This is a genomic window from Streptomyces sp. M2CJ-2 (genome assembly GCF_016757295.1).
Classification (GTDB): domain Bacteria; phylum Actinomycetota; class Actinomycetes; order Streptomycetales; family Streptomycetaceae; genus Streptomyces.
The window spans coordinates 196478-220607 of the sequence record NZ_JAESIF010000003.1; the positions used below are offsets into that span (position 1 = coordinate 196478).

Annotated in this window: 25 protein-coding genes and 2 pseudogenes; 19 read left to right on the forward strand and 8 right to left on the reverse strand. The window is 71.3% G+C overall.

The annotated features are described in order from the left end of the window. Positions 1-107 precede the first annotated feature (107 nt). The 4 genes from alr (at position 108) to JL475_RS05305 (ending at position 3544) form a co-directional block, all read left to right on the forward strand. Positions 108-1280 (forward strand): alanine racemase, encoded by a 1173-nt coding sequence (gene alr / locus JL475_RS05290; protein ID WP_202275801.1) that lies wholly within the window; start codon positions 108-110, stop codon positions 1278-1280. An 84-nt stretch (positions 1281-1364) separates the two neighbouring features. Continuing rightward, positions 1365-2618: an alpha/beta fold hydrolase gene (locus JL475_RS05295; protein WP_202275803.1), complete on the forward strand. Its 1254-nt coding sequence runs from the start codon at positions 1365-1367 to the stop codon at positions 2616-2618. Further along, positions 2584-3153, forward strand: a complete 570-nt coding sequence (gene tsaE / locus JL475_RS05300) for a tRNA (adenosine(37)-N6)-threonylcarbamoyltransferase complex ATPase subunit type 1 TsaE (RefSeq protein ID WP_202275812.1) — start codon at positions 2584-2586, stop codon at positions 3151-3153. Before JL475_RS05295 ends, tsaE begins: the two co-directional genes overlap by 35 nt. Positions 3154-3349: 196 nt before the next feature. Beyond that, entirely contained in the window at positions 3350-3544 is a 195-nt protein-coding gene (locus JL475_RS05305; protein ID WP_202275814.1) for a hypothetical protein, read from the forward strand. Positions 3545-3563: 19 nt separating this feature from the next. Here JL475_RS05305 and JL475_RS05310 read toward each other — a convergent pair whose 3' ends face one another. Then, complete coding sequence (locus tag JL475_RS05310; RefSeq protein ID WP_202275816.1) at positions 3564-4139, reverse strand: hypothetical protein; 576 nt, start codon at positions 4137-4139, stop codon at positions 3564-3566. A gap of 147 nt (positions 4140-4286) precedes the next feature. On the opposite strand from JL475_RS05310, the gene tsaB reads away from it, so the two are divergent. From tsaB to JL475_RS05340, 6 genes are all read left to right on the forward strand, one after another. Continuing rightward, the gene (tsaB, locus tag JL475_RS05315) at positions 4287-4940 is read left to right on the forward strand and encodes a tRNA (adenosine(37)-N6)-threonylcarbamoyltransferase complex dimerization subunit type 1 TsaB (protein ID WP_202275818.1); all 654 of its coding nucleotides are present in this window, start codon (positions 4287-4289) and stop codon (positions 4938-4940) included. A gap of 29 nt (positions 4941-4969) precedes the next feature. Then, positions 4970-5566, forward strand: coding sequence for a GNAT family N-acetyltransferase (locus JL475_RS05320; protein ID WP_202275962.1), 597 nt, complete (start codon positions 4970-4972; stop codon positions 5564-5566). Continuing rightward, positions 5559-6686, forward strand: a complete 1128-nt coding sequence (gene tsaD, locus JL475_RS05325; RefSeq protein ID WP_202275827.1) for a tRNA (adenosine(37)-N6)-threonylcarbamoyltransferase complex transferase subunit TsaD — start codon at positions 5559-5561, stop codon at positions 6684-6686. Before JL475_RS05320 ends, tsaD begins: the two co-directional genes overlap by 8 nt. After that, positions 6683-6943, forward strand: a complete 261-nt coding sequence (locus JL475_RS05330) for a hypothetical protein (RefSeq protein ID WP_202275829.1) — start codon at positions 6683-6685, stop codon at positions 6941-6943. Before tsaD ends, JL475_RS05330 begins: the two co-directional genes overlap by 4 nt. 174 nt (positions 6944-7117) lie before the next feature. Next, positions 7118-8173 carry a LacI family DNA-binding transcriptional regulator gene (locus JL475_RS05335; RefSeq protein WP_202275831.1) on the forward strand — a complete coding sequence of 352 codons (1056 nt, stop codon included), beginning with the start codon at positions 7118-7120 and terminating at the stop codon, positions 8171-8173. Between the two features lie 215 nt (positions 8174-8388). Next, on the forward strand, positions 8389-9021 hold the full coding sequence (locus JL475_RS05340; protein WP_202275834.1) for a Uma2 family endonuclease: 633 nt from the start codon (positions 8389-8391) through the stop codon (positions 9019-9021). A 38-nt stretch (positions 9022-9059) separates the two neighbouring features. Here JL475_RS05340 and JL475_RS05345 read toward each other — a convergent pair whose 3' ends face one another. Then, positions 9060-10286 carry a class I SAM-dependent methyltransferase gene (locus JL475_RS05345; RefSeq protein ID WP_307824976.1) on the reverse strand — a complete coding sequence of 409 codons (1227 nt, stop codon included), beginning with the start codon at positions 10284-10286 and terminating at the stop codon, positions 9060-9062. 157 nt (positions 10287-10443) lie between these two features. On the opposite strand from JL475_RS05345, the gene JL475_RS05350 reads away from it, so the two are divergent. From JL475_RS05350 to groL, 4 genes are all read left to right on the forward strand, one after another. After that, positions 10444-11331 (forward strand): polysaccharide deacetylase family protein, encoded by an 888-nt coding sequence (locus JL475_RS05350; RefSeq protein ID WP_307824977.1) that lies wholly within the window; start codon positions 10444-10446, stop codon positions 11329-11331. Beyond that, positions 11328-12080 carry a polysaccharide deacetylase family protein gene (locus JL475_RS05355; RefSeq protein WP_202275840.1) on the forward strand — a complete coding sequence of 251 codons (753 nt, stop codon included), beginning with the start codon at positions 11328-11330 and terminating at the stop codon, positions 12078-12080. The genes JL475_RS05350 and JL475_RS05355 overlap by 4 nt, the downstream gene beginning before the upstream one ends. A gap of 277 nt (positions 12081-12357) precedes the next feature. Next, complete coding sequence (groES, locus tag JL475_RS05360) at positions 12358-12666, forward strand: co-chaperone GroES (protein ID WP_109377710.1); 309 nt, start codon at positions 12358-12360, stop codon at positions 12664-12666. A gap of 118 nt (positions 12667-12784) precedes the next feature. Further along, on the forward strand, positions 12785-14404 hold the full coding sequence (gene groL / locus JL475_RS05365; RefSeq protein WP_202275841.1) for a chaperonin GroEL: 1620 nt from the start codon (positions 12785-12787) through the stop codon (positions 14402-14404). 609 nt (positions 14405-15013) lie between these two features. On the opposite strand, the pseudogene JL475_RS05370 reads toward groL, so the two are convergent. Further along, positions 15014-15313: pseudogene (locus tag JL475_RS05370) on the reverse strand (saccharopine dehydrogenase); the annotation flags it as partial. Here JL475_RS05370 and JL475_RS05375 point away from each other — a divergent pair. Beyond that, a pseudogene (locus tag JL475_RS05375) lies at positions 15308-15567 on the forward strand (helix-turn-helix domain-containing protein); the annotation flags it as partial. The pseudogenes JL475_RS05370 and JL475_RS05375 sit on opposite strands and share 6 nt — an antisense overlap. A 152-nt stretch (positions 15568-15719) precedes the next feature. Here the strand turns inward: JL475_RS05375 and JL475_RS05380 are convergent. Then, complete coding sequence (locus JL475_RS05380; protein WP_202275843.1) at positions 15720-15998, reverse strand: GlsB/YeaQ/YmgE family stress response membrane protein; 279 nt, start codon at positions 15996-15998, stop codon at positions 15720-15722. A 515-nt stretch (positions 15999-16513) separates the two neighbouring features. On the opposite strand from JL475_RS05380, the gene JL475_RS05385 reads away from it, so the two are divergent. After that, positions 16514-16933: an ankyrin repeat domain-containing protein gene (locus JL475_RS05385; protein WP_202275845.1), complete on the forward strand. Its 420-nt coding sequence runs from the start codon at positions 16514-16516 to the stop codon at positions 16931-16933. 78 nt (positions 16934-17011) lie between these two features. Here JL475_RS05385 and JL475_RS05390 read toward each other — a convergent pair whose 3' ends face one another. The 3 genes from JL475_RS05390 to JL475_RS05400 form a co-directional block, all read right to left on the reverse strand. Continuing rightward, a complete protein-coding gene (locus tag JL475_RS05390; RefSeq protein WP_202275847.1) occupies positions 17012-17785 on the reverse strand; it encodes an SDR family oxidoreductase in 774 nt (257 codons plus the stop codon). Between the two features lie 82 nt (positions 17786-17867). Continuing rightward, a complete protein-coding gene (locus JL475_RS05395) occupies positions 17868-19475 on the reverse strand; it encodes a multicopper oxidase family protein (protein ID WP_202275857.1) in 1608 nt (535 codons plus the stop codon). Positions 19476-19709: 234 nt separating this feature from the next. After that, positions 19710-20390, reverse strand: a complete 681-nt coding sequence (locus JL475_RS05400) for an MOSC domain-containing protein (RefSeq protein ID WP_202275859.1) — start codon at positions 20388-20390, stop codon at positions 19710-19712. 81 nt (positions 20391-20471) lie between these two features. Between JL475_RS05400 and JL475_RS05405 the strand changes: the two genes are divergently transcribed. Continuing rightward, entirely contained in the window at positions 20472-21368 is an 897-nt protein-coding gene (locus tag JL475_RS05405; protein WP_202275861.1) for a LysR family transcriptional regulator, read from the forward strand. A gap of 116 nt (positions 21369-21484) precedes the next feature. Here JL475_RS05405 and JL475_RS41155 read toward each other — a convergent pair whose 3' ends face one another. Next, positions 21485-21880: a WhiB family transcriptional regulator gene (locus tag JL475_RS41155; RefSeq protein WP_272932898.1), complete on the reverse strand. Its 396-nt coding sequence runs from the start codon at positions 21878-21880 to the stop codon at positions 21485-21487. 379 nt (positions 21881-22259) lie between these two features. Here JL475_RS41155 and JL475_RS05415 point away from each other — a divergent pair, with 379 nt between their 5' ends. Together JL475_RS05415 and JL475_RS05420 are read left to right on the forward strand one after the other, a co-directional pair. Continuing rightward, positions 22260-22871, forward strand: coding sequence for a response regulator transcription factor (locus JL475_RS05415; RefSeq protein ID WP_003948568.1), 612 nt, complete (start codon positions 22260-22262; stop codon positions 22869-22871). A 500-nt stretch (positions 22872-23371) separates the two neighbouring features. Continuing rightward, complete coding sequence (locus tag JL475_RS05420; RefSeq protein WP_202275863.1) at positions 23372-23959, forward strand: sigma-70 family RNA polymerase sigma factor; 588 nt, start codon at positions 23372-23374, stop codon at positions 23957-23959. The last annotated feature ends 171 nt before the right edge of the window (positions 23960-24130 follow it).

Below are 24130 nucleotides of genomic sequence, written 5' to 3' on the forward strand. Positions count from 1 at the left end.
CAGGGCGGGGCCGGGGAGGCCGGGAGAGGGCGAGGCCGGGGAGGCCGCCCGGTGGTGTCGTACCGCTCCCGGTGGGCTCTCGTGCCGCTCTGAGACACTGGAGCGCGATGAACGAGACAGATGCTGTGCGGGGCGCGACGCTGCGGGCTCGCGCCGAGATCGATCTGGCCGCGCTGCGCGCCAACGTGCGGAGCCTGCGCGCCCACGCGCCCGGCGCCGCCTTCATGGCCGTGGTCAAGGCGGACGGCTACGGGCACGGCGCGGTGCCGTGCGCGCGGGCGGCCGTCGAGGCCGGGGCGACCTGGCTCGGTACGGCCACCCCGCAGGAGGCACTGGCGCTGCGCGCGCCCGGCGCCGGGGTGCCGGACGACGTACGCGTCATGTGCTGGCTGTGGACGCCCGGCGGGCCCTGGCGGGAGGCGATCGAGGCCGACCTCGACGTGTCCGTCAGCGGCCTGTGGGCGCTGGAGGAGGTCACCGCGGCCGCGCGTCTCGCCGGACGGCCCGCGCGCGTCCACCTCAAGGCCGACACCGGCCTCGGGCGGGGCGGCTGCGTGCCCGGGGACTGGGCCGAGCTGATCGCCGGCGCGCTGCGCGCCGAGGCCGACGGACTGCTGCGCGTCGTCGGCCTGTGGTCGCACCTCGCCTGTGCCGACGAGCCGGGGCACCCCTCCGTCGACGCCCAGCTCACCCGCTTCCGGGAGATGGTGGCGCAGGCCGAGCAGCAGGGCGTCGACCCCGAGGTCCGGCACATCGCCAACTCGGCCGCCACCCTCACCCTCCCCGAGAGCCACTTCGACCTCGTCCGGTCCGGCATTGCGCTCTACGGCGTCTCGCCCAGCCCCGAGATCGGCACCCCCGCCGACTTCGGGCTGCGTCAGGTGATGACCCTGACCGCCTCCCTCGCCCTGGTGAAGCACGTCCCGGGCGGAGAGGGCATCGGGTACGGCCACCACTACGTCACCCCGGGCGCGACCACCCTCGGCCTCGTCCCGCTCGGCTACGCGGACGGCATCCCCCGGCACGCCTCCTCCGCCGGTCCGGTGCTGGTCGAGGGCAAGTGGCGCACGGTCGCGGGGCGGATCGCGATGGACCAGTTCACCGTCGACCTGGGCGGGGACGAACCCCGGGCGGGCGCCGAGGCGGTCCTCTTCGGCCCCGGCGACCGCGGCGAACCCACCGTCGAGGACTGGGCGCAGGCCGCGGGCACCATCGGGTACGAGATCGTCACCCGGATCGGAACCCGCGTTCCGCGCGTCCATGTGAATACGGCGCCGTAGACACGACGGCGTGGACGCGGCGCCGTGGGCGCGACGGCATGGGCGCGGACGCGGCAGGCACGGAAACGACGGAGGAGCCCGTACGTGAGCGAGAGCAGCGCGGAGGTCGTCACGACCGCCGTCACGGCGGCTGCCGACTCCGCCGCCGCGGCGTCCGGCGGCTGGCGCCGGGCGACCGGTGTCGCCGGTGTCGCGATAGGCGTGCTCGCGACGGGCGCCGCCGCCGGCGTCGCCATAGAGCGGATGACGGTCGGCCGGGACATACGCAAGAAGGCCCGGCTCGCCCTCGACTCCACGGGACCCTACGGCTCGCTGCGCGGCACCCCCGGCAAGGCGTACGCCGAGGACGGCACGGAGCTGTACTACGAGGTCGACGAGCTGGATCCCGACCCCGCCACCGCTCCCGTACGGCGCCGCCGGCTGTTCGGTCGCAAGCCCCCCACCCCCGTCACCGTCGTCTTCAGCCACGGCTACTGCCTCAGCCAGGACTCCTGGCACTTCCAGCGGGCCGCGCTCAGGGGTGCCGTACGGACCGTGCACTGGGACCAGCGCAGCCACGGCCGCTCCGGGCGGGGCGCGGCCCAGACCGAGCGGGACGAGCCGGTCACCATCGACCAGCTCGGACAGGACCTCAAGGCCGTCATCGACGCCGCCGCCCCCGAGGGGCCCCTCGTGCTGGTCGGGCACTCCATGGGCGGGATGACGGTGATGGCCCTCGCCGACCGGTACCCCGAGCTGATCCGCGAGCGGGTCGTCGCTGTCGCCCTCGTCGGTACGTCGTCGGGGCGGCTCGGCGAGGTCAACTTCGGGCTGCCCGTGGCCGGGGTCAACGCGGTACGGCGGGTGCTGCCCGGGGTACTGAAGGCGCTGGGGCAGCGGGCCGAGCTGGTGGAGAGGGGGCGCCGGGCCACGGCGGACCTGTTCGCCGGAGTCATCAAGCGGTACTCGTTCGCGACCCGGGACATCGACCCGGCCGTCGCCCGCTTCGCCGAGCGGATGATCGAGTCCACCCCGATCGACGTCGTCGCCGAGTACTACCCGGCGTTCAGCGACCACGACAAGACCGCGGCCCTCGCCCACTTCGCCGACCTCCCGGTGCTGGTGCTGGCCGGGGTGCGGGACCTGGTGACGCCCAGTGAGCACAGCGAGGCCATCGCCGACCTGCTGCCGGACGCGGAACTCGTGCTGGTGCCCGATGCCGGGCACCTGGTGATCCTGGAGCATCCGGAAGTGGTCACCGACCGCCTCGCGGACCTGTTGGCCCGGGCGGGAGCAGTGCCCGCAGGAGCTACCGTGGGTGCCTATGGAAGCACCAGCAGCACCGGACAACCAGGCTGAGCAGCCGCAGCCGCCCGAGTCCTCCACCCCGGCCGAGTCGGCCACGCGCTCCGTCGGGCTCGAGCTCACCATCAACTCGGCCGAGCAGATGCGGGAACTGGGCCGCAAGCTCGCCAAGCTGCTGCGCGCCGGCGACCTCGTGATGCTCACCGGTGAGCTGGGCGCGGGCAAGACCACGCTGACCCGCGGGCTCGGCGAGGGGCTCGGGGTGCGCGGTGCCGTCACCTCGCCGACGTTCGTGATCGCCCGCGTCCACCCGTCCCTGGGGGACGGCCCGCCGCTGCTCCACGTTGACGCGTACCGGCTCTCCGGCGGGCTGGACGAGATGGAGGACCTCGATCTCGACGTCTCGCTGCCCGAGTCGGTGATCGTCGTGGAGTGGGGCGAGGGCAGGATCGAGGAACTGACCGACGACCGGCTCCAGCTCGTCATCCACCGCGCGGTCGGCGACACGACGGACGAGGTGCGGCACGTGACGCTGACCGGTCTGGGTGACCGCTGGGCGGGCACCGACCTGAGCGTGCTGTCGGCCTGAGCCGGGAGGTACCGGTCGGGGTCGGGGGAGATCGAGGGGGAGGCCGGGTGGAGGCCGCTTCCCCGTATGTTCTCCATGTGTTCCGACAAGGTGTCGGCAAAATGTTGCGTCAGGTGCCCCGGGCGTGGTCACATGGTGTCCAGCTCGTAGTTAGGTCTACCTAACTACGTCCGCCCCCGGCTACCAGGAGGCGTCCATGCCGGCCATCGAGAGCTCTCGCCGGACGGCCGAGACACGGCCGCAGTCGTTCACCGGGGTTTCGATGCGGGACCTGCTGGCCGCCGGTGCGGCTGCCGCCGCGGTCTCCACCCCGCCCCGCGCCCCCGAGCCGCTGCCACGGCCGCAGTCGCGGCCCGCGGAGCCGACCGGCACCCACCGCGACGCCGCCTGACCCGTAAGAGTTCCCGCGGCTACCGGACGACGACGACCGTGCGGCCGATCGTCGCGAACTTCCACATCGCCCTACCGTCCGCCCGGGTCTCGCGGACACCACCCGTGCGGACCTTCGGGGCGAGTTCCGGGGCCGAGCCGTCGAGGGCCGCGCTGAAGCCGATCACCGTGCCGTCGTTGTCGGCGAAGCGGACGACGTGTTCGACCGGGACACCGTCCGACCCGGTGACCTTCCCGGAGCGGGAGGTGACCCGGTAGGTGCCCGGTGCCGGGTCCACCGTGCCGGGCGTGACCGTGAAGGTGCGCTTGACCTTGTCGTCCTTCTCGACGAGCCACACCCGGTCGATGCCCAGCGCGTACACGACCCGGGTGCCCCGGCCGGAGCCTCTGGGCGGTGCGATGAGGGTGCCGGCGTCGTGGGTGCCGTCTGCGCTGTCAGTGCCTCGGTCCGCCTGCACGGCACCCGGCGAGGCGCCCGCGCGGGTGGCGTGCGGGTGGGTCGGGGCGTTCGACGCCGCCTGGTGACCGAGGAAGGCGACCGTCGAGAGGGCGGCCGCGGTCAGTCCCGCCACGATCGCCGAGCTGTTTCCTGCCACCGCCCTCACCTCAGTCCCGCATCTGGCGCCTGTCATCGATTGTCAGAAATGATCCGGAATTGTGAGTACGCCGATGCGACGGTAGCAGTACGTGGTCGTTCGACCGGGGCGTCCGACACGGGCCGTGGGGAGCCGTAGGCTGTTTGTGTGCTCTTGCTCGCTCTGGATACCGCCACCCCCGCCGTCACCGTCGCGCTGCACGACGGCGACGACGTCATCGCCTCCTCGAGCCAGGTGGACGCCCGCCGGCACGGCGAGCTGCTGCTCCCGGCGATCGACCGGGTGCTCGACGAAGCCGGTCTGACGACGGGCGCCGTCACCGGGATCGTCGTCGGCGTCGGTCCCGGTCCGTACACCGGGCTGCGGGTCGGCCTGATGACCGCGGACACCTTCGGGCTCGCGCTCGGCGTTCCCGTGCACGGTGTGTGCACGCTGGACGGCCTCGCCTACGCCGCCGACCTGGAGGGCCCCTTCGTCGTGGCGACCGACGCCCGCCGCAAGGAGGTCTACTGGGCGCGCTACGCCGACTCCCGCACCCGCCTCACCGACCCCGCCGTCGACCGCCCCGCCGACATCGCCGGGCAGGTCGCGGGGCTGCCCGCGGTCGGCGCGGGCGCGCTGCTGTATCCCGACACCTTCCCCAGGGCGCACGAGCCGGAGCACGTGTCGGCCGCCGCCCTCGCCCGGCTGGCCGCCGAGCGGCTGGCGGCGGGGGAGGAACTGCCCGCGCCCCGGCCGCTGTACCTGCGGCGGCCCGATGCCCAGGTCTCCAAGAACTACAAGGTGGTCACCCCCAAGTGACAGGACCCGAGAACGCCGTGCTGCGTGAGATGCGCTGGTGGGACATCGAACCCGTGCTCCAGGTGGAGCGCGAACTGTTCCCCGAGGACGCCTGGTCACGGGGGATGTTCTGGTCCGAGCTGGCCCATGCGCGCGGGCCCGCCGCGACCCGCAGGTACGTGGTCGCCGAGGAGGGCGACCGCCTCGTCGGATACGCGGGGCTCACCGCCGCGGGTGCGCAGCTCGACGGTGACGGGGCGTCCGGCGGTGACGGAGCCTCCGACGGGGATGCCGCCGGGGTGGCCGACGTCCAGACCATCGCCGTCACCCGGGACCACTGGGGCACCGGCCTCGGTTCGCGGCTGCTGACGGAACTGCTGCGGGCGGCGACCGCGTTCGAGTGCGCCGAGGTGTTCCTGGAGTGCCGGATCGACAACGTCCGCGCCCAGAAGCTGTACGAGCGCTTCGGCTTCGAGACCGTCGGGGTCAGGAAGGGCTACTACCAGCCGGGGAACGTGGACGCACTGGTGATGCGGCTGACCGACCCGGCGACCTCTGTGAACCCGGCGGACCCGATGAACTCGACGAACCTGTCGAACCCGACGAACCCCGTGAACGGCGTAGAAGGAACCGAGACCCATGGCTGACGAACCCCTGGTGCTGGGGATCGAGACCTCCTGCGACGAGACCGGTGTCGGAGTCGTCCGGGGCACCACCCTGCTGGCCGACGCCGTCGCCTCCAGCGTCGACGAGCACGCCCGCTTCGGCGGTGTCGTCCCGGAGGTCGCCTCCCGGGCGCACCTCGAGGCGATGGTGCCGACGATCGACCGTGCGCTGAAGGAGGCGGGGGTGAGCGCCCGGGACCTGGACGGCATCGCCGTCACCGCCGGTCCGGGCCTCGCCGGCGCGCTGCTCGTCGGCGTCTCGGCGGCCAAGGCGTACGCCTACGCCCTCGGCAAGCCCCTCTACGGCGTCAACCACCTCGCCTCGCACATCTGCGTCGACCAGTTGGAGCACGGGCCGCTGCCCGAGCCGACGATGGCGCTGCTGGTGTCCGGCGGGCACTCCTCGCTGCTGCTGTCCGCGGACATCACCTCCGACGTCCGCCCCATGGGCGCCACCATCGACGACGCGGCGGGCGAGGCATTCGACAAGGTCGCGCGGGTGCTGAACCTCGGCTTCCCCGGCGGTCCGGTCATCGACCGGTACGCGCGCGAGGGGGACCCGAACGCGATCGCGTTCCCGCGCGGGCTCACCGGTCCGCGCGACCCGGCGTACGACTTCTCCTTCTCCGGCCTCAAGACGGCCGTGGCCCGCTGGATCGAGGCCAAGCGGGCGGCGGGGGAGGAGGTCCCGGTGCGCGACGTGTCGGCGTCCTTCCAGGAGGCGGTCGTGGACGTGCTCACCCGCAAGGCCGTACGCGCCTGCAAGGACGAGGGTGTCGACCATCTGATGATCGGCGGTGGAGTGGCCGCCAACTCCCGGCTGCGGGCGCTGGCCCAGGAGCGCTGTGAGGCGGCCGGCATCCGACTGCGCGTGCCACGCCCCAAGCTGTGCACGGACAACGGTGCGATGGTGGCCGCCCTGGGCGCGGAGATGGTCGCCCGTAACAGGGCCGCCTCCGACTGGGACCTGTCCGCCGACTCGTCCCTCCCGGTGACGGAACCCCACGTCCCGGGCGAGGCCCACACCCGCAGCCACAACCATGGCCGCGACCACGATCACGATCACGTTCATGAGGTCAGCAAGGAGAACCTGTACTCGTGACCGTCGCGTTGATGTGGGAGGCGCGGGCGGTGCCCGGCCGGGGCGAGGACCTGCTGGCCTGGGCGCGGACCCAGGAACTCGACGGCGACCCGCCCCTGCGCCGGGAGACCTTCCGCGCCCCGCAGGACCGGGTCCTGGTCATCACCTGGTGGGACGCCCCGTACGACGCCGACCTCCCCGAACTCCCCGAGCCGGACGGGGACCTGGTCACCCGCCCGGTACACCGCTGGCGCTTCGAGCCGGTGGCGGTGGACTGACCGGCGTCCCGCGCGGGCGACCGGCCGTGGTTCCAGGGCGCCCGGGGATCGACCGGGTGACGGCCTGCTCGATCGACGAACACCGAATGTTTCGGGTCTTGTGTCGAATGTTCTGGGATTCCGTGGTGCGGGAGAGGGTCCGCCAAGGAGGTCTGCGGGGATACGATCGCCGCCATGACTTGCTCGCAGCCCGCTGAAAACCGGACGCGAGGGCGCAGTGCGCAGACTGCGACCCTCGCCGAGATCGCCCGCGAGGCCGGCGTCTCCGCGCCGACTGTTTCGAAGGTGCTGAACGGGCGTGCCGACGTCGCTCCCGCCACCCGCAGCCGGGTGGAGGAGTTGCTGCGCTCCCACGGCTACCGGCGCCGCCGCGCCGAGGCGTCCCGCTCGCCCCTGATCGACCTGGTCTTCCACGAACTGGAGAGCGCCTGGGCGATGGAGGTCATCCGGGGCGTGGAGAACGTGGCCCGGGACGCGGGCCTCAGCGTCGTGCTCTCCGAGAGCGCGGGACGGCTCACGCCGGGGCGCACCTGGGCCGACCAGGTTGCCGCGCGCCGTCCGCACGGGGTGATCCTCGTCCTGTCCGGCCTCGACGAGTCCGGGCGGGCGTTGCTGACCAGCCGTTCCATCCCGTTCGTGGTGATGGACCCGGCCGGGGACCCGGGCACCGACGTGCCCTCCGTCGGCGCGACCAACTGGCAGGGCGGCCTCGCCGCCACCCGGCATCTGGTCGAGCTGGGGCACACCAGGATCGGGGCGATCAGCGGCCCCTCGCGGATGATGTGCAGCCGCGCCCGCGTCGACGGTTACCGGGCGGCGCTGGAGACCGGCGGGCTTCCGGTGGATCCCGGGCTGATCATGCCCGGCGACTTCCACCACGAGACCGGTTACCGCCAGGGCCTCGCCCTGCTGCGCCGCGAGGACCGGCCCACGGCGGTCTTCGCCGGCAACGACCTCCAGGCACTCGGTCTCTACGAGGCCGCGCGTGAGCTGGGCCTGCGGATTCCCGAGGACCTGAGCGTGGTCGGGTTCGACGATCTGCCGGTGGCCCGTTGGGTGGGGCCGCCGCTGACGACCGTACGGCAGCCGCTGACCGAGATGGCCGAGGCGGCGGCCAGGCTGGTCCTCGACCTGGGCAAGGGCGAGGGCGCGGCGGCCGCGACCCGGGTGGAACTGGCCACGAGTCTGGTGGTGCGCAGCAGCACGGGAGCGCCGCCGGCCGGGATCTGACTGTTCTCGGTCACTCCGGGGCTCCGGTGGGGCCCGGGGGCCGGGGATCTCGACGGCCGGGAGAGGTGGGCGGGAGACCCGAGGGGCCATGATCACCCGATCGGCTGAACGGCACTGATCACGGCGCGTGGAGGCTCTTCGTGACCGTAGCGTCGCGGTGTCGCTTGTGCCGCAGTGGCGCCCGCGCCCACACTTGAAGGAGGAGGTGCTTCTCGATGAGCGCTCTCGCAGAAGAGGTGGCCCCAGTGGCGTACAAGCCTGTTTCCGAGCCGGGTTCTGACCTGGACGAGGTCCTGTGGCAGGCGTGGAAGGCCATGGATCTCCCCGAGGGCTACCGGGCCGAGATCATCGAAGGGTCCATCGAGGTGTCGCCTACCGGTCGTCGTCGTCATGGCGTGCTCGTCAACCGTCTCCGCCGCGCGCTGGACGCCCACTTGGGGGAAAGCGGTTACGCGGCCCTCCAGGACGTCAACGTCATCCACCGTCAGAAGGCCTGGGTCCCCGACCTGTTCGTGGCCCCCCTCGATCTCGACGAGATCCCCGACGAGGACGGTCTCGGTGTGGACGCCGCCGGGGTCGAGATGGTCGTCGAGGTCACCTCGCCCGGCCACCGGAACCTCCGGCGCGACCGCGTCCGCAAGTGCCGGGAGTACGCCCGCGCCGGGATTCCGGTGTACGTGATCGTCGACGACTTCGACGACGAGGGGGCCGTGCTCGTCCTGACGTCCCCCGACCCCAAGAAGGCCAAGTACGCCGACGAGCACCGCGTTCCCTACGGCACCGACGCGGTGATCCCGGAGGGGCCGACCAAGGGTTTCGCCGTCGGCAAGGCGATCGTCGGGGCCTGAACCGGCCCCGCGGGCCTCACCGGACCGGCCTGCGGGCCTCACCGCACCGGGTGCCCCAGCAGCATCGTCGGGGCGCCCGCGACGCGGGTGAGGAAGACCGTGACGGACCCGGGGCCGTGGGGTTTGGGCAGGACCTTGCGGCGGAGTTCCTCCGGTTCCACCGCCGAGCCGCGCTTCTTGACGGTCAGCGTGCCGATCCGGCGCTCACGCAGCAGCGCCTTCAGCTTCTTGACGTTGAAGGGAAGCCGGTCGGTGATCTCGTAGGCGGTGGCGTACGGGGTGGGGCGGTGCTCGTCGGCGGTGACGTAGGCGATGGTCGGGTCGATGAGCCCGCCGTCGAGCTGTTCGGCGACCTCGGCGACGAGATGGGCGCGGATGACGGCGCCGTCGGGCTCGTACAGGTACCGGCCGGGCGGGCGGACTTCGGGATTCGGCAGCCCGCGGGAGAGGAGCGTGCGCGGGCCGGGCAGCAGGGTCGCTCGGATCGCCGGGGCCGCGCCCTCCGGCCCGGCGGCGGCCGTCCGCCCGTCGCCGAACCACAGCACCGCCTCCTTCACCTCCCCGCCGTCCGAGATCCACTCGGCCTCCGCGTCGGCGGGGACGGCCTCGTGCGGGATGCCCGGTGCGATCTTCAGCGCGGCGGCGCGGGGTGCCCTGCGGGCCGCCTCGATCGCCCAGGACAGCGGCGGTGAGTAGGCCTCGGGATCGAAGACGCGACCGCGGCCGCCACGCCGGGCCGGATCGACGAAGACGGCGTCGTAACCGGACGGGTCCACCTCCGTGACGTCGGCCTCCCGCACCTCGATCAGCTCGGCCAGGCCCAGTTCGTCCGCGTTCGCGCGGGCCGCCGCCGCGGTGAGCGGGTCCCGGTCCACCGCCAGTACCCGGATCCCGGCGCGGGCCAGCGCGATCGCGTCCCCGCCGATCCCGCAGCACAGGTCGGCCACCGAGGTCACGCCCGACTCCTTCAGCCGCCGCGCCCGGTACGCCGCCACGCTCGCCCGGGTCGACTGCTCGACTCCGTTCGGCGTGAAGAACATGCGCGCGGCGTCCTGGGCCCCGAACTTCGCCACCGCCCGCTGCCGCAGGCGCGCCTGACCGAGTGCCGCCGAGACCAGTTCCGCCGGATGCTCGCGGCGCAGCCGGGTCGCGACGGCGAGCTCTTGCGCCGGGTCGGTGTCGCGCACCTCGTCGAGGAGGGCGCGGCCCTCGGGGGTGAGGAGCGGGGCGAGGGGTGAGGCGGGGAGGGGGGTGCGGTCGTTCACCGGCCCATTGTGGGTCAGGCGCGGGCCGGCTGTGGGCCAGTCGGTGGACGGTGTGCCGTCTGCCGCGGTGTCGGGCCGGCTCCAGGGCGGTGGACTGCGAGGATCCGACCCCATGCGAGTAATAGGACAAAATTATAAAAGTCGGTCACTGTGTGGTGTGCGGGCCGGTGCCGCCGTACTCACCCTCGCGACCATCGCCTCTCTCGTCGCGGGCTGCGGAAAGGACTCCGCCGCCCCGGACCCGGCTGCGGGCGGTCGGCAGCCCCTCGCCGCGCCCCCGGCCCGCGAGCGCGACTCCCACGCCGCCGAACTGCGCGCCGCGCACGCCGCGCGGGTGGCCGCCGCGAAGCGCTGGGGGCTCGAGCGGGTGCCCCGGACCGCTCCGCCGGCGCCCGGGAAGAAGCCGAGGATCGCCACCCGTAAGGGCTTCGAGGTCGACGGCCACCGGAGACTGGGCCTTCCCCCGGTCTTCACCACCGTCCCCACGGACGAGAAGGTCGTCTTTCTCACCGTCGACGACGGCGCCGAGAAGGACCCCGCGTTCCTGCGCATGATGAGCGAGCTGAAGATCCCGTACACCGCGTTCCTCAGCGACTACGTCATCAAGGAGGACTACGGCTACTTCGAGGAGATGCAGGACCGGGGTGTCGGCCTGAACAACCACACCCTGAACCACCCGCCCCTGCGCGGCCTGCCCTACGCCCGTCAGAAGCGCGAGATCTGCGGCATGCAGGACGTCCTCGAGGAGCGGTACGGCCGTCGCCCCGTCCTGTTCCGCCCGCCGTTCGGCAGCTACGACAAGAACACCCTGCGCGCGGCCGAGTCCTGCGGCATCGAGTACGTCCCGCTGTGGAACGAGGAGGTCTTCGTCGACCGCTGGGACTACCGCGAGGGGGACGGGGCGCTGCACCCCGGCGACATCGTCCTCACCCACTTCCGGGGCCGGAACGAGTGGAAGGGCACGATGCCCGACATGATCCGCCGCTTCCTGGACAAGGTCACGGCCGAGGGGTACGCGGTGGGGCGCCTGGAGGACTACTTGTGATCCGGTGGGGGGCGGCCGTGGCGGTTCTCCTGGCGGTGCTGGCGGTGCTGGCGGGTTGCGGCCCGTCGGCCGGGCGGCCGGCCGTGGGCCCTGCCGGCCGAGGGGGTGAGGGCACCGGGGGTGCGGCTGACGGAGCGGGCCGGTCACCCGACCGCGTCCCGCCCGTCGTGGACCGGGTCCCGACCCGGGACGGGGTCGTCTTCCTGACCTACGACGACGGCGCCGAACGCGACCCCCGTTTCATCGACCTCGTACGGCAACGCCGCCTTCCCGTCAGCATGTTCCTCACGGACAGTGTGGTGGGGCCGGGCTACGGCCACTTCGCCCGCCTGCGTTCGGTCGGTGCGAGCCTGCAGAACCACACCCTCGACCACCCCGCCCTGCGCGGCCTGCCCTACGCCGGTCAGCGCGCCGAGATCTGCGGCCAGCAGCGCAAGCTCCGGTCCCGTTTCGGTATCCGTCCCCACCTCTTCCGCCCGCCCTACGGCACGTACGACGCCACGACCCTCCGCGCCGCCGCCGACTGCGGCATCGCGGCGGTCGTGCTCTGGCGGGTGACGCTGGAGGGCGACGGCACCCTCACGTACGCCCGCGGCGCCCGCCGCCTGGGCCCCGGCGACATCGTCTCCGTCCCCGCCGGCGAGGCCCCGCCCCTGACTCTGGCGGAACGGACGACACGTTTGCTGCGCGAGCTGGAGGAGCAGGGGTTGAGGGTCGGAAGGCTGGAGGACTACGTCCGGCACCGGTGAGCACCCGGCCCGTCCGGGGGTGCCCCCAGGGGGCGTCGGGGCGCCGGACGGCTGCGCACACCCGTACGAGCAACGCGTTCCACCGCCGACGCGCCGCAGGGAATTGGCACTCCGCTTGACCGAGTGCTAATCGCGGTCATAGTCTCGGGTCTGGCACTCCCCCCTGGAGAGTGCCAACACACGCGACGGGCAGGTCCGGCACCCGCGACGACGGATCGACCTGGTCGCCACCTCAGACAGTTAACCCCGTGAGATCTCCGAAGGGGGAGGTCGGATCGTGACGACCGCCAGCTCCAAGGTTGCCATCAAGCCGCTCGAGGACCGCATCGTGGTCCAGCCGCTCGACGCCGAGCAGACCACGGCTTCGGGCCTGGTCATTCCGGACACCGCCAAGGAGAAGCCCCAGGAGGGCGTTGTCCTGGCCATCGGTCCGGGCCGCATCGAGGACGGCAAGCGCGTCGAACTCGACGTGAAGGTCGGCGACGTCGTGCTCTACAGCAAGTACGGCGGCACCGAGGTGAAGTACAACAACGAGGAGTACCTCGTTCTCTCGGCCCGCGACGTTCTCGCGATCATCGAGAAGTAAGTCACCTCGTAGCACATTTGCTCCGAAACTGCGCCCCTGGTCCCGATATGCTCACCGAGCCGGGCGCCCGGGGCGCAGTGATTTTTCACCCCTGATTTCCGAGAGGGCTCCCGCTGCCATGGCGAAGATCCTGAAGTTCGACGAGGACGCCCGTCGCGCCCTTGAGCGCGGCGTCAACAAGCTTGCCGACACGGTGAAGGTGACGATCGGCCCCAGGGGCCGCAACGTCGTCATCGACAAGAAGTTCGGCGCCCCCACCATCACCAACGACGGTGTCACGATCGCCCGCGAGGTCGAGGTCGAGGACCCGTACGAGAACCTCGGCGCCCAGCTGGTCAAGGAGGTGGCGACCAAGACCAACGACATCGCGGGTGACGGTACGACCACCGCGACCGTGCTGGCCCAGGCCCTGGTCCGCGAGGGCCTGAAGAACGTCGCCGCCGGCGCCTCCCCGGCCGCCCTGAAGAAGGGCATCGACGCCGCCGTCGCCGCGGTCTCCGAGGACCTCCTCGCCTCGGCGCGCCCGATCGACGAGAAGTCGGACATCGCCGCCGTCGCCGGGCTGTCCGCCCAGGACCAGCAGGTCGGCGAGCTCATCGCCGAGGCGATGGACAAGGTCGGCAAGGACGGTGTCATCACCGTCGAGGAGTCCAACACCTTCGGTCTGGAGCTGGACTTCACCGAGGGCATGGCCTTCGACAAGGGCTACCTGTCGCCGTACTTCGTGACGGACCAGGAGCGCATGGAAGCCGTCCTGGACGACCCGTACATCCTCATCACGCAGGGCAAGGTCGGCTCCATCGCCGAGCTGCTGCCGCTGCTGGAGAAGGTCATCCAGGCCAACGCCTCCAAGCCGCTGCTGATCATCGCCGAGGACGTCGAGGGCGAGGCCCTGTCGACCCTGGTCGTCAACAAGATCCGCGGCACGTTCAACGCCGTCGCGGTCAAGGCCCCCGGCTTCGGTGACCGCCGCAAGGCGATGCTGCAGGACATGGCCGTCCTCACCGGCGCCACGGTCGTCTCCGAGGAGGTCGGCCTCAAGCTCGACCAGGTCGGCCTGGACGTGCTGGGCTCCGCCCGCCGCGTCACCGTCACCAAGGACGACACCACGATCGTCGACGGTGCCGGCAAGAAGGAGGACGTGACCGGTCGCGTCGGCCAGATCAAGGCCGAGATCGAGACCACCGACTCCGACTGGGACCGCGAGAAGCTCCAGGAGCGCCTCGCGAAGCTGGCCGGCGGCGTGTGCGTCATCAAGGTCGGCGCCGCCACCGAGGTGGAGCTGAAGGAGAAGAAGCACCGTCTGGAGGACGCCATCTCCGCGACCCGCGCCGCGGTCGAGGAAGGCATCGTCTCCGGTGGTGGCTCCGCGCTCGTCCACGCCGTCAAGGTCCTCGAGGGCAACCTCGACAAGACCGGTGACGAGGCCACCGGTGTCGCGGTCGTCCGCCGCGCCGCCGTCGAGCCGCTGCGCTGGATCGCCGAGAACGCCGGCCTCGAGGGCTACGTCATCGTCTCCAAGGTCGCCGAGCTCGAGAAGGGCAGCGGCTACAACGCCGCCACCGACGAGTACGGCGACCTGATCAAGGCCGGCGTCATCGACCCGGTCAAGGTCACCCGCTCCGCCCTGGAGAACGCCGCCTCCATCGCCTCCCTGCTGCTCACGACCGAGACCCTGGTCGTCGAGAAGAAGGAAGACGAGGAGCCGGCCGCCGGTGGCCACGGCCACGCCCACTGAGCCACGCGCTCGCAGGAGGCCCCCGTTCCGGTTCCGGAGCGGGGGCCTTCCCCGTGCGGTCAGCCGTCCTGTCGCAGCGGGAACCGGCCCCGGACTCCCCAGTTCTGTCTCCAGGGGAAAGCAGCTTCGTGTGATGCTCAGGAGCCCCCAGCTCCGGTGTCGCCTCCCGCAGTACGGTGAGAGCGTCGTCGAGGGCGCGTTGCATCCGCCCCCGGGCTCCTGCCGCCGCCAGGGTTTCGAGCGCGTCGAGGCGACGCTCCTCGTCGCGGTCGCCGGGGAACCCGGACGCTTCGAGGCGCATGGCCGCCAGGTCGACCTCGTCGGGGTGGTGGCGGCACATGCCCCCGGAGGGTTCCAGCATCGAACGCGGCAGGTCAGCGCGGTCCGCGACCGGGGCCGGCAGGATCCGCCTCATGGCCGAATGGGTGCCGAGGACGGTGATCGACATGGCCCCGATGTTGGAATTCGACGCAACGTCAAGGCCGAACCTTTGGCGCTCTCCGTCGAAGTACGGCCGACATGCCGTCACCCGGTCCCGTCGTGACCGGGGGTGCGCCGCTGCGTGGGAGTCCGGAGCCGAGCAGGCGTGCCGCGTGAGTGGCCTGCTTGCTACGAGCGCATTTCCAGGGCGATGCGCGGGGACAGCGCGCGGAGGAAGTCGGGCGCGTCGAAGATCTCGCCGGCGGAGACGACCCCGGTCGCCCTGGTCCCTTCCGTGAGGATGCGGTCGAGCGCTTCCACCACGAGCGGCGCGGTGACGGCGTAGATGTCCTGGCCCCTCGCCACGGCACGCCGTTCACCGGTGCCGGAGCGCACGACCGCATCGACGAGGAAGGTCTGCCCGGACCGTCCGCGCTCGTCGGCCGCGGCCGGTGCCGGCGTGTCCGGGGCCGCGATGTCCCGGGCCGCCGCTTCAGGGCCGCGACCGGCACCACCCCGCTGCAGTGGCTGCTCACCCAACGGATCCGGCGCGCTCAGGAGTTGCTGGAGACCACCGGCGACAGCGTCGACGCCGTCGCGGCGGCCACCGGCATGGGCACCGCCACGACGCTGCGTCGGCACTTCAACCGCACGGTCGGCGTACCCCGGACGCCTACCGCCGCATGTTCCGTACGCGGAACCGCTCCGGCCCCGACGACAGCGAGCAGCCCCACCGCCCCTGAGCCGGCTTCAGGGACCGTCACGACCGTGCCGTCGACGATGGCACGGCAGGACTCCACGGCCCCGTCGGCATCCGTGTCGGGTCGGTCTCCCGCACCTGACGGCTCCTGCCCCGCGAACCAGGGGGAGAGCCGTCCAGAGGCGCCATCAGAGGTCAGGCGTGACGGTGGGAGTGCCGGCTGCCGGTGATGAGGCGGTAAAGAGCGAGCAGGATGAGGGAGCCGGCGATCGCGGCGATCCAGGTGGAGAGCTCGAAGAACCCGTCGATGGAGTCGACGCCGAATATCACCTTGCCGAGCCAACCGCCGAGCAGACCGCCGGCGATGCCGATGAGCATGGTGATGATGATGCCACCGGGGTCCTTGCCCGGCATGATGAACTTGGCGATGGCACCGGCGAGCAGGCCGATGACGATCCACGCGATGATGCCCATTGCTGTCTCCGTCCTGTCATGAAGACTGTGTCAGCTCATCGTCTGTACCGTCCGCGCCCGAACAAACCTGTTCTTCGGTCCGCAACCCTGCCCGCCCCTCCCCGAGCCGGGTTTCGAGCAGCTGCCGGTGACCTTCTCTCCGCTCCTCGCGTCCGTGATGTCCTCCACCTGCCTCCGCAGGATGTCGGAAAGCGCGTCACCGAGCTCTTCGTAAAGGCCCACGGCTCACGTCCAGAAGTCACGGGCGGCGGCGCGCTCGCGGCGCGCCAGGGATACGTCGCCCAGATGCCCGGGCGTCGACGCCTCGCTTCGCCGGCTGGCCGGACAAGCTGGAACCGGCTGAGGAAAGTCGAGCGGGGCCCTCGGCCGGGGCCCCGACCGAGCACGTGAACGAACGCTGCCTGGATACCCCGCTCGTGCTCACGTACGTAGGTGTAACCGCAGGGCAGTTCGTGCGGCCCGGCCAGTGGATACGGCCGGCCCCACCATGTCCGCGACCACTAGCCTCACCCACCATGAAACGGCGCCGGCAGAAGAAGCTCTCCCGTCAGCTCTTCGGAGCGACTCTGACAGCAGACACTGCCCGCGTGCAGGCACTCTTGCGGGCCGGAGCAGACCCGGAGCGAGGAGACAGCGACGGAACCACCCCTCTCTATCTGGCGTCTGTGCAGGGGGAAGCCGAGGTCGCACGCTTGCTCCTGGAAGCCGGGGCCTCCCCCGACACAGAGAGCCGGGGAGTCGGCTCGGACGGCACACCGCTCTGCGCGGCCGCGTGCTGGGGACACACCGAGACCGTGCGTGAGCTGTTGGCGCACGGCGCCGACCCGAACCTTCGTGAAGACCGCGGAACAGGCTGGTCTCCCTTGGAATGGGCGAACAACGGCCCCCACCCCGCGACTGCTGAACTGCTCGTCACAGAGGGAGCAAGACCTTAGGAGGAAGCCGTTCGACAGCCCGTGACCTGACCGTCGGGTCCGTCGAGGCCATCTTCGCGACCTGGCCCGTCCGTGCCGTCATCGCGGCCCGTACTTGCGGCCCGTACGCGAGGAGAGGCCGCCCAGGAGGTCGCGTGGGACCAGCTTCGCCGCTCCCATCAGGGCCTTGTACCGCGGGTCCGGGATCGACACCGACTTGCCGCGGGCCAGGTCCGCGAGGGCCGTCTCCGCCACCTTGTCCGCGTCGAGCCACATCCAGTTCGGGATGCTGTCCGTCCCCATCCCCGCCCGCTTGTGGAACTCGGTGCGGACGAAGCCGGGGCACAGCGCCATGAGGCGTACGCCGTTGCCCGCCAGGTCCTGTGCCGCGCCCTGGGTGAACTGCACCACCCACGCCTTGGACGCCCCGTAGGTTCCGCGGGGCACGAACGCGGCGGTCGAGGCGACGTTCACGACGCCCCCGCGTCCGCGCTCCCGCATCGCCTCCGCTGCCGCCGACGTCAGCCGCAGCACCGCCTCACAGTGGACCTTGAGCATCCTCAGCTCATCCGCCATCGAGACCTCGAGGTACCGGCCCTTGTTGCCGAAACCCGCGTTGTTGATCAGCAGGTCGACGGGGTTCCTGCGGTCGCCCAGCCGCTCGGCCACCACCTCGATGCCCTTGTCCTCCGCGAGGTCGGCCCTCAGTACCTCCGCCTCGACGCCGTGGCGGTCGTGGAGCTCGGTCGCCTGCTCGCGGAGCCGGACGATGTCGCGGGCCACCAGCACCAGATCATGCCCGTCGGCTGCCAGCTTCCGCGCGAACGCGGCACCGATCCCGGCCGTCGATCCCGTAATCAGAGCGGTTGTCATGAGGCAAGACTAGTTACCCGGAGTCCGGGCGTCCGCCCGGCGTCGCCGCCCCGAGCGGTGCACTGAAGCCCGACCGGATCAGTCACCCGAGTGCCCGCCCCTCCAGGGCCTGTCCGCCCCCGTGTTCCGCGTGATCCGGCGGGGTGCCCGCGGACTGGCCCTTCTCGACCACCACGAACTGGCCCATCATCCCCTTGTCCTCGTGGTACAGCAGATGGCAGTGGTACATGTAAGGGACGTCAGGATCGGCCGGCCCGGTGAAGCGCAGTGCCAGCTTCATCGTCGTGCCGTGCGGGACGAACACCGTGTCCTTCGGCCCGCGCAGCGCCGGCTGCGGAGCCGACCCGTTCACCTCCACCACGCGGAACTGCACATCGTGCACATGGAAGTTGTGCGGCATGCCGTTGGTGTTGCGTATCGTCCACAGCTCCGTCGTCCCGCGGGTGACGGTCTCGTCGATGCGGCTCATGTCCATCGACCGGCCGTTGATCCCGGACAGCTTCAGATCGAAGTGCCGCCCGCGCACCGCCTCGGCACCGTCGGGAAGCTCCGGCTCGGTGAGCGTGGCCGGCAACCGCGGCGACGGCCTCAACTGCCGGTCCGCCCGCAGCTCCAGTACGTCGAAGGAGTCGTCGCCCCCGCCGAACCGCCGCTGCCAGAAGCCGCCGTAGTTGTCCTGTGGGAAGCTCCGGAGCATCACCCGCTCACCGGCCTCGACCCGTACGACGATCTCGGCGCGCTCACCCGGTGACAGCTGTATCCGGTCCATCACCGCGGGCCGCGCCAGCAGCCCGCCGTCCGTCCCGATCAGCGAGAAGTCACGGTCGTCCGGGAAACCGAAGGCGTAGGTGCGGGCGGTGGAGGCGTTGACCAGCCGCAGCCGTATCAGTTCGTCGTGGACCTCCCGGTAGGGGCGCAGGGTGCCGTTGACCATGGTCCGGTCGCCCAGGAAGCCCACGTTCTGCATCAGCCCGCGGTCGCCGGACAGCCGTGAGCCGTCGAAGCGAACGTCCTGCACGACGACCGGCAGATCGTCGACGCCGTACCGCTTCGGCAGGGGCAGGCGAGCGGACTTCTCGTCGTCGAGGAGGAACAGGCCGGCGAGGCCACGCCTGACGTGATCCTCGGTCTTGCCGTGCGGATGCGGGTGATACCAGAGCGTCGCCGCCGGCTGGTCCACCGTCCAGTGCGGGGTCCAGGTGGCACCCGGGGCGATCATCTGGTGCGGGCCGCCGTCCATGCGGGCCGGCAGATGCATCCCGTGCCAGTGCACGGAGGACGCCTCGTCCAGGTCGTTGCCGACCCGTACGCGCACCTTCTCGCCGCGCTTCGCCCGAAGTGTCGGGCCGAGGTAGGAGCCGTTGAATCCCCAGGTCATGGTCCGCTGTCCCTTCTGGAACTCCGTCTCGCCCGCCTGCATGCGCAGGTCGAAGACCCGTGTGCCGTCCTTCTCCACGGTCGACTCGGCTTGTGGAGGTATGGCCAGCGCGTTGTCGAACGGTGCCTTGCCCACCGTGCTGACCGTGGCACCGGTCCACAGCCAGGCGAACAGGGCGCCGACGATCACGGCGAGCGCGGTGACCAGCGAGCCGAGCACGATGACAAGGCGCTTCCAGCGGAATGCGCGGCGGGTGGTGCCGGGCGGGCTCTTCCCGTCCGGCACTTCGCTCTTGGGCGTATGGCGAGACATGCTTCGAGCGTCGCGGTTCATGGTCGGCCGGACATCGGGGACCTTCCCGGAACCGGCCCTGAGCCAACCCTCGCTCGGCATCAGGGATTTCCCCTGGAACCGGCTGAGCAAGTGCGGGAGAACCGCGCGGGCAAGTGAGCGGAGAAGAGGGGAAAGTGAGGAAAGTGAGGGAAGGAAGGGAGGGGAAGAGAAGGAGAAGGGAGAGGAAGCGGTGCGGCGCCCCGTGGCTCTTCGTCAGGCTCCCCGGTCCGCCCCGTACTTCGTCTCGTACTGCCGAGCCTTGGCCAGTGCCTCCGGGTGCAGCGCGTTCGCTGCCGCCAGCAGTCGCGGCAGCAGCGTCCGCTCCGTCGTCACCGCCCGGAACTGCAGCGCGACCGTCACCTCGTGGTCCGGCCGGTGCACCATCCGTATCGCGTCGCCGGCCCGGACCTCGCCGGGCTGGACAACCCGCAGATAGGCACCCGGCGCGCCCCGCTGGGTGAACCGCTTCACCCAGCCCTTCTCACCCAGATGGCCCTGGAAGGTGCGGCAGGGAATGCGGCCGGAGGTGACCTCCAGCACCACCTCGGACCCGATGCCCCAGCGCTCACCGATCAGTGCGCCGGACAGGTCGATCCCCTCCGTGGTGAGGTTCTCTCCGAACGAGCCGTTCGGCAGCGTGCGGCCCAGCACGCCCTCCCACTCGTCGAGGTCCTCGCGGGCCATCGCGTACACGGCCTGGTCATCGCCTCCGTGGTGCCGCGTCTCACACACCGCGTCCCCGGCCAGCCCGCTCGCGCCGATCCCCTTCGGTCCCGGCGCCGCCACCCGTACCGGCCCGTCCACCGGCTGCTTGTCGATGCCGGTCACGCCCTCGGGCTGGTCCGTGTACGGCACGGCCTTGGGGCGCCCCAGGTTCACAGACAGAAGCTTCATGAGCTGCACGGTAAGCGATATGGGCCAAAGTATCGAAGCGGTATTCGGCATCACGTCAAAGGGCGGCTTATCCTTGAGGGCGTGATCGAAGCCCGTCATCTCCGTGTGCTGCGCGCCGTGGCCGCCACCGGTTCGTTCTCCGCGGCGGCCCGGGAACTGGGCTGTACCCAGCCCGCCGTCAGCCAGCAGATGAAGGCGCTGGAAGGGTCCGTGGGCACACCGCTGCTCGTCCGTACCGGGCGGGAGATGCGCATGACGCAGGCCGGAGAAGTGCTGGTGCGCCATGCGGCCGGCGTTCTCGCCGGGCTGACCGCCGCAGAGGAGGAGGTCGCCGCCATCGCCGGGCTGCGGGCGGGGCGGGTGCGGCTCGTGTCCTTCCCCAGCGGCAGTTCGACGCTCGTTCCGACAGCCCTCGCCGCTCTGCGCGACGCCCACCCCGGCACCCGTGTCTCCCTGGAGGAGGCCGAGCCGCCCCGGTCCGTCGAGATGCTGCGCGAGGGCGACTGCGACATCGCCCTCGCCTTCCGGTACGAGGGGGCGACGGGTGCCGAGGAGTGGGACGACCTGGTCGTGCGCCCGCTGCTCACGGACCGGCTCGTGGGACTGGTGCCCGAGCGGCACCGGCTGGCGCATGCGAAGTCCCTCGCCATAGGCGAACTCGCCGAGGAACCGTGGATCGCGGGTTGCCCGCGTTGCCGCGGTCAGCTGGTCGAGGTGTGCGAGACGGCAGGCTTCACCCCGCGTATCGACTTCGCGACCGACGACTATCCCGCGGTGGCCGGTCTGGTCGGTGCGGGACTCGGGGTGGCCGTTCTGCCCCAGCTGGCCCTCGAGTCCGTACGGCCCAGGGGGGTGCGCACTGTGGCCCTGGAGCCCGCGGTGCGGCGGGAGATCGTCGCGCTGACGCTTCCCGACCTCGCCCAGGTACCCGCGGTCGACGCGACGCTCGACCAACTGGCACGGGCAGCCGGGCGGTAGGCCGGGCCCGGCGGGGCCGTCTGTCGGTCGTCCGGCTGTCCGTCGGTGGGGGCGGTGGAGCGCCTCCTGCGAAAAAACAAGGGCACATGCGTACCCGATGGTGAAGAAACGTTCCTTCAGTTGTTCGAAGCGGCGTGCTCGCCGGTGGTCGAGAGAGCTGCCGGGACCGGCGCCGATACGGCCGATGCCGCCGGTGGTGAGCCCGGTGGTGAGCCCGAGGACGACACCAGCCGGTGGCGCGCCCTGCCCATCAGCTCTTCGCGTTCGTCCTCGGTCAGTCCGCCCCACACGCCGTACGGCTCGCGTACGGCCAGTGCGTGGGCGGCGCACTCGGCGCGTACCGGGCACCTCATGCAGACCTCTTTGGCCGAGTTCTCGCGAGCACTTCGTGCCGCCCCGCGTTCGCCCTCGGGGTGGAAGAAGAGCGAACTGTCCACCCCGCGGCACGCGGCCAGGAGCTGCCAGTCCCACAGGTCCGCGTTCGGTCCTGGAAGGCGGGAGAAATCTGCCATTTCGTGACCCCTTGTAGCCATTCTGGGCGGATCCGTGTCCACGACCGTACAACTACGATCCAAGGAGATGAAAATATGACCCATTGCGAATCTATCCTCAGACACCAGCAAATGGGAAGAAAAGGGTCCGAAAGGGGCATTGGTTGTGATGAAAGTTCGAGGGTCTCCCGCGCGTGTCTGCACCGTGTCCGTCCCCTCACGTAGAGTGCCGAAGACAGCGGACGGCCCCGTAACTCTTTCGAGTGACCGTCGTTGAGAGTGCGAGGCGGTTGAAGGAACAAGCGCTCGGGCAGGTGTCCGAAGCGGTCGACCGCACAGGTGACGATTTCGTACCAGCCTGGAGGCACAAGGTGACGCGCATCAGCTGCGGAGGGCGGCCATGACTTCCGTCCTCGTCTGCGACGACTCCCCGCTTGCCCGAGAGGCGCTGCGCCGCGCGGTCGCGACCGTGCCCGGCGTCGAGCGCGTGACGACGGCCGCCAACGGCGAGGAAGTCCTCCGCCGCTGGGGTGCCGACCGCTCGGACCTGATTCTGATGGACGTACGCATGCCCGGCCTGGGCGGTGTCGAGACCGTGCGGCGGCTGCTGTCCGCCGACCCCGGTGCGCGCATCATCATGCTCACCGTCGCCGAGGACCTCGACGGGGTGGCGCTCGCCGTGGCCGCCGGCGCCCGCGGTTATCTGCACAAGGACGCCTCCCGTGCGGAGCTGCGCGCGACGGTCACCCAGGCGCTCGCCGACCCGACCTGGCGGCTCGCCCCTCGGCGGCTGCGCTCGGCGGAGATGGGCGCCGCGCCCACACTCACCGCGCGTGAGATCCAGGTCCTCGAAGGCATGAGCCACGGCCGCTCCAACGCCGAGATCGGCCGTGAGCTGTTCCTCTCCGAGGACACCGTCAAGACACACGCCCGGCGGCTCTTCAAGAAGCTCGGCGCGTCGGACCGGGCCCACGCGGTGGCGCTCGGATTCCGGTGGGGCCTGGTGCGCTAGGGCCTGTCCTTCGGATCGGACCGGCTCCGGTGTACGACATCGAGCGACGGCCCGCGAGCGCGGGCACGCGGACGCCCCGCGCGGACCGTCCCCACCCGGACCGCACCCGCGTGGGGCCGCACCGATGACGGGCGGCGCCGCCGGTGCGGGCCGCCGCCGCGCCGTCGGGTGCGACCCGCGGTCCGGCGGGGCGGGCGCGTGGCTCGACGGCCCCGCCGGACCGATCCGGACGACAGGTCCTACGGCCGTCCGCTCGTGCCTCGTCGGCAAAGGCGCGGAAAGCCCGGCCCACCGGGGCACCGAAGCCGACCGCCGGGTGCCCTGTGCCTGTTTCGCCGCGGATGACGCATCCTTGAGGTGTGGAGTTCCTCGGGGACGAGTCGGTCGAGCGGGAGGGGAGGGCGCAGGGGATGAGTTCCGGCGCACCTGCTCATAACGCTTCGGTGCACAACAACGGACGTGGTGCCGCGGAGCAGGGGCCCGCAGGGCACCATGGACCGATGCGCGACGACGAGGCGGGCACTGCCCAAGGGGCGATCGGTGCGCTCGTCCACCGCGCTGTCGACGGGGACGAGCAGGCGACGCACGATCTGCTCGCCCATGTTCACCCCCTGGCGCTGCGGTACTGCCGCACCCGCCTGTCCCGGCTCCCGGGCGACGCCCGGCACTTCGTCGAGGACCTCGCCCAGGAGGTCTGCGTGGCGGTGCTCCTCGCGCTGCCCCGCTACAGGGACACCGGCCGTCCCTTCGAGGCGTTCGTCTTCGCCATCGCCGCGCACAAGGTGGCCGACCTGCAGCGCGCGGCGATGCGTCATCCCGGTCTGACGGCCGTGCCTTCCGACGAGATGCCCGAGCGTCCCGACGACTCCCTCGGCCCGGAGGAGCGCGCTCTTCTCAACAGCGACGCCGCGTGGGCCAAGAAACTGCTGGCCAACCTGCCCGAGAACCAGCGCGAACTGCTTCTGCTGCGCATCGCCGTGGGTCTCACCGCGGAGGAGACCGGTCAGATGTTGGGAATGTCACCCGGCGCCGTCCGGGTCGCCCAGCACCGTGCGCTGAGCCGGCTGCGAGCTTTGGCGGAGCAGTGACCGCCACCGCGGAAACCGTCCGACGCCCGGCGCGCCCTCGGGGGGTGAACGGGCACCCGGACGATTCCGTACGAACATACGAAGACCGGAGCCGTGTGGAACCATGGAATGAGACACCCCCACTTCCCGTTAGCATGGACATCCGCACCGATCAAGGCCATTTGGGGAAGG

Excerpts from the sequence above, each read along its gene's own strand:
- JL475_RS05415 (WP_003948568.1), top strand. The coding sequence starts at position 22,260 with ATGACTTCCGTCCTCGTCTGCGACGACTCCCCGCTTGCCCGAGAGGCG.
- JL475_RS05390 (WP_202275847.1), bottom strand. The coding sequence starts at position 17,785 with ATGACAACCGCTCTGATTACGGGATCGACGGCCGGGATCGGTGCCGCG.
- JL475_RS05340 (WP_202275834.1), top strand. The coding sequence starts at position 8,389 with ATGAGCGCTCTCGCAGAAGAGGTGGCCCCAGTGGCGTACAAGCCTGTT.
- JL475_RS05305 (WP_202275814.1), top strand. The coding sequence starts at position 3,350 with ATGCCGGCCATCGAGAGCTCTCGCCGGACGGCCGAGACACGGCCGCAG.
- JL475_RS05320 (WP_202275962.1), top strand. The coding sequence starts at position 4,970 with ATGCGCTGGTGGGACATCGAACCCGTGCTCCAGGTGGAGCGCGAACTG.
- tsaE (WP_202275812.1), top strand. The coding sequence starts at position 2,584 with ATGGAAGCACCAGCAGCACCGGACAACCAGGCTGAGCAGCCGCAGCCG.
- JL475_RS05380 (WP_202275843.1), bottom strand. The coding sequence starts at position 15,998 with ATGGGCATCATCGCGTGGATCGTCATCGGCCTGCTCGCCGGTGCCATC.
- JL475_RS05335 (WP_202275831.1), top strand. The coding sequence starts at position 7,118 with ATGACTTGCTCGCAGCCCGCTGAAAACCGGACGCGAGGGCGCAGTGCG.
- JL475_RS05400 (WP_202275859.1), bottom strand. The coding sequence starts at position 20,390 with ATGAAGCTTCTGTCTGTGAACCTGGGGCGCCCCAAGGCCGTGCCGTAC.
- JL475_RS05385 (WP_202275845.1), top strand. The coding sequence starts at position 16,514 with ATGAAACGGCGCCGGCAGAAGAAGCTCTCCCGTCAGCTCTTCGGAGCG.
- JL475_RS05395 (WP_202275857.1), bottom strand. The coding sequence starts at position 19,475 with ATGTCTCGCCATACGCCCAAGAGCGAAGTGCCGGACGGGAAGAGCCCG.
- groL (WP_202275841.1), top strand. The coding sequence starts at position 12,785 with ATGGCGAAGATCCTGAAGTTCGACGAGGACGCCCGTCGCGCCCTTGAG.
- JL475_RS05420 (WP_202275863.1), top strand. The coding sequence starts at position 23,372 with ATGCGCGACGACGAGGCGGGCACTGCCCAAGGGGCGATCGGTGCGCTC.
- tsaD (WP_202275827.1), top strand. The coding sequence starts at position 5,559 with ATGGCTGACGAACCCCTGGTGCTGGGGATCGAGACCTCCTGCGACGAG.
- JL475_RS41155 (WP_272932898.1), bottom strand. The coding sequence starts at position 21,880 with ATGGCAGATTTCTCCCGCCTTCCAGGACCGAACGCGGACCTGTGGGAC.
- alr (WP_202275801.1), top strand. The coding sequence starts at position 108 with ATGAACGAGACAGATGCTGTGCGGGGCGCGACGCTGCGGGCTCGCGCC.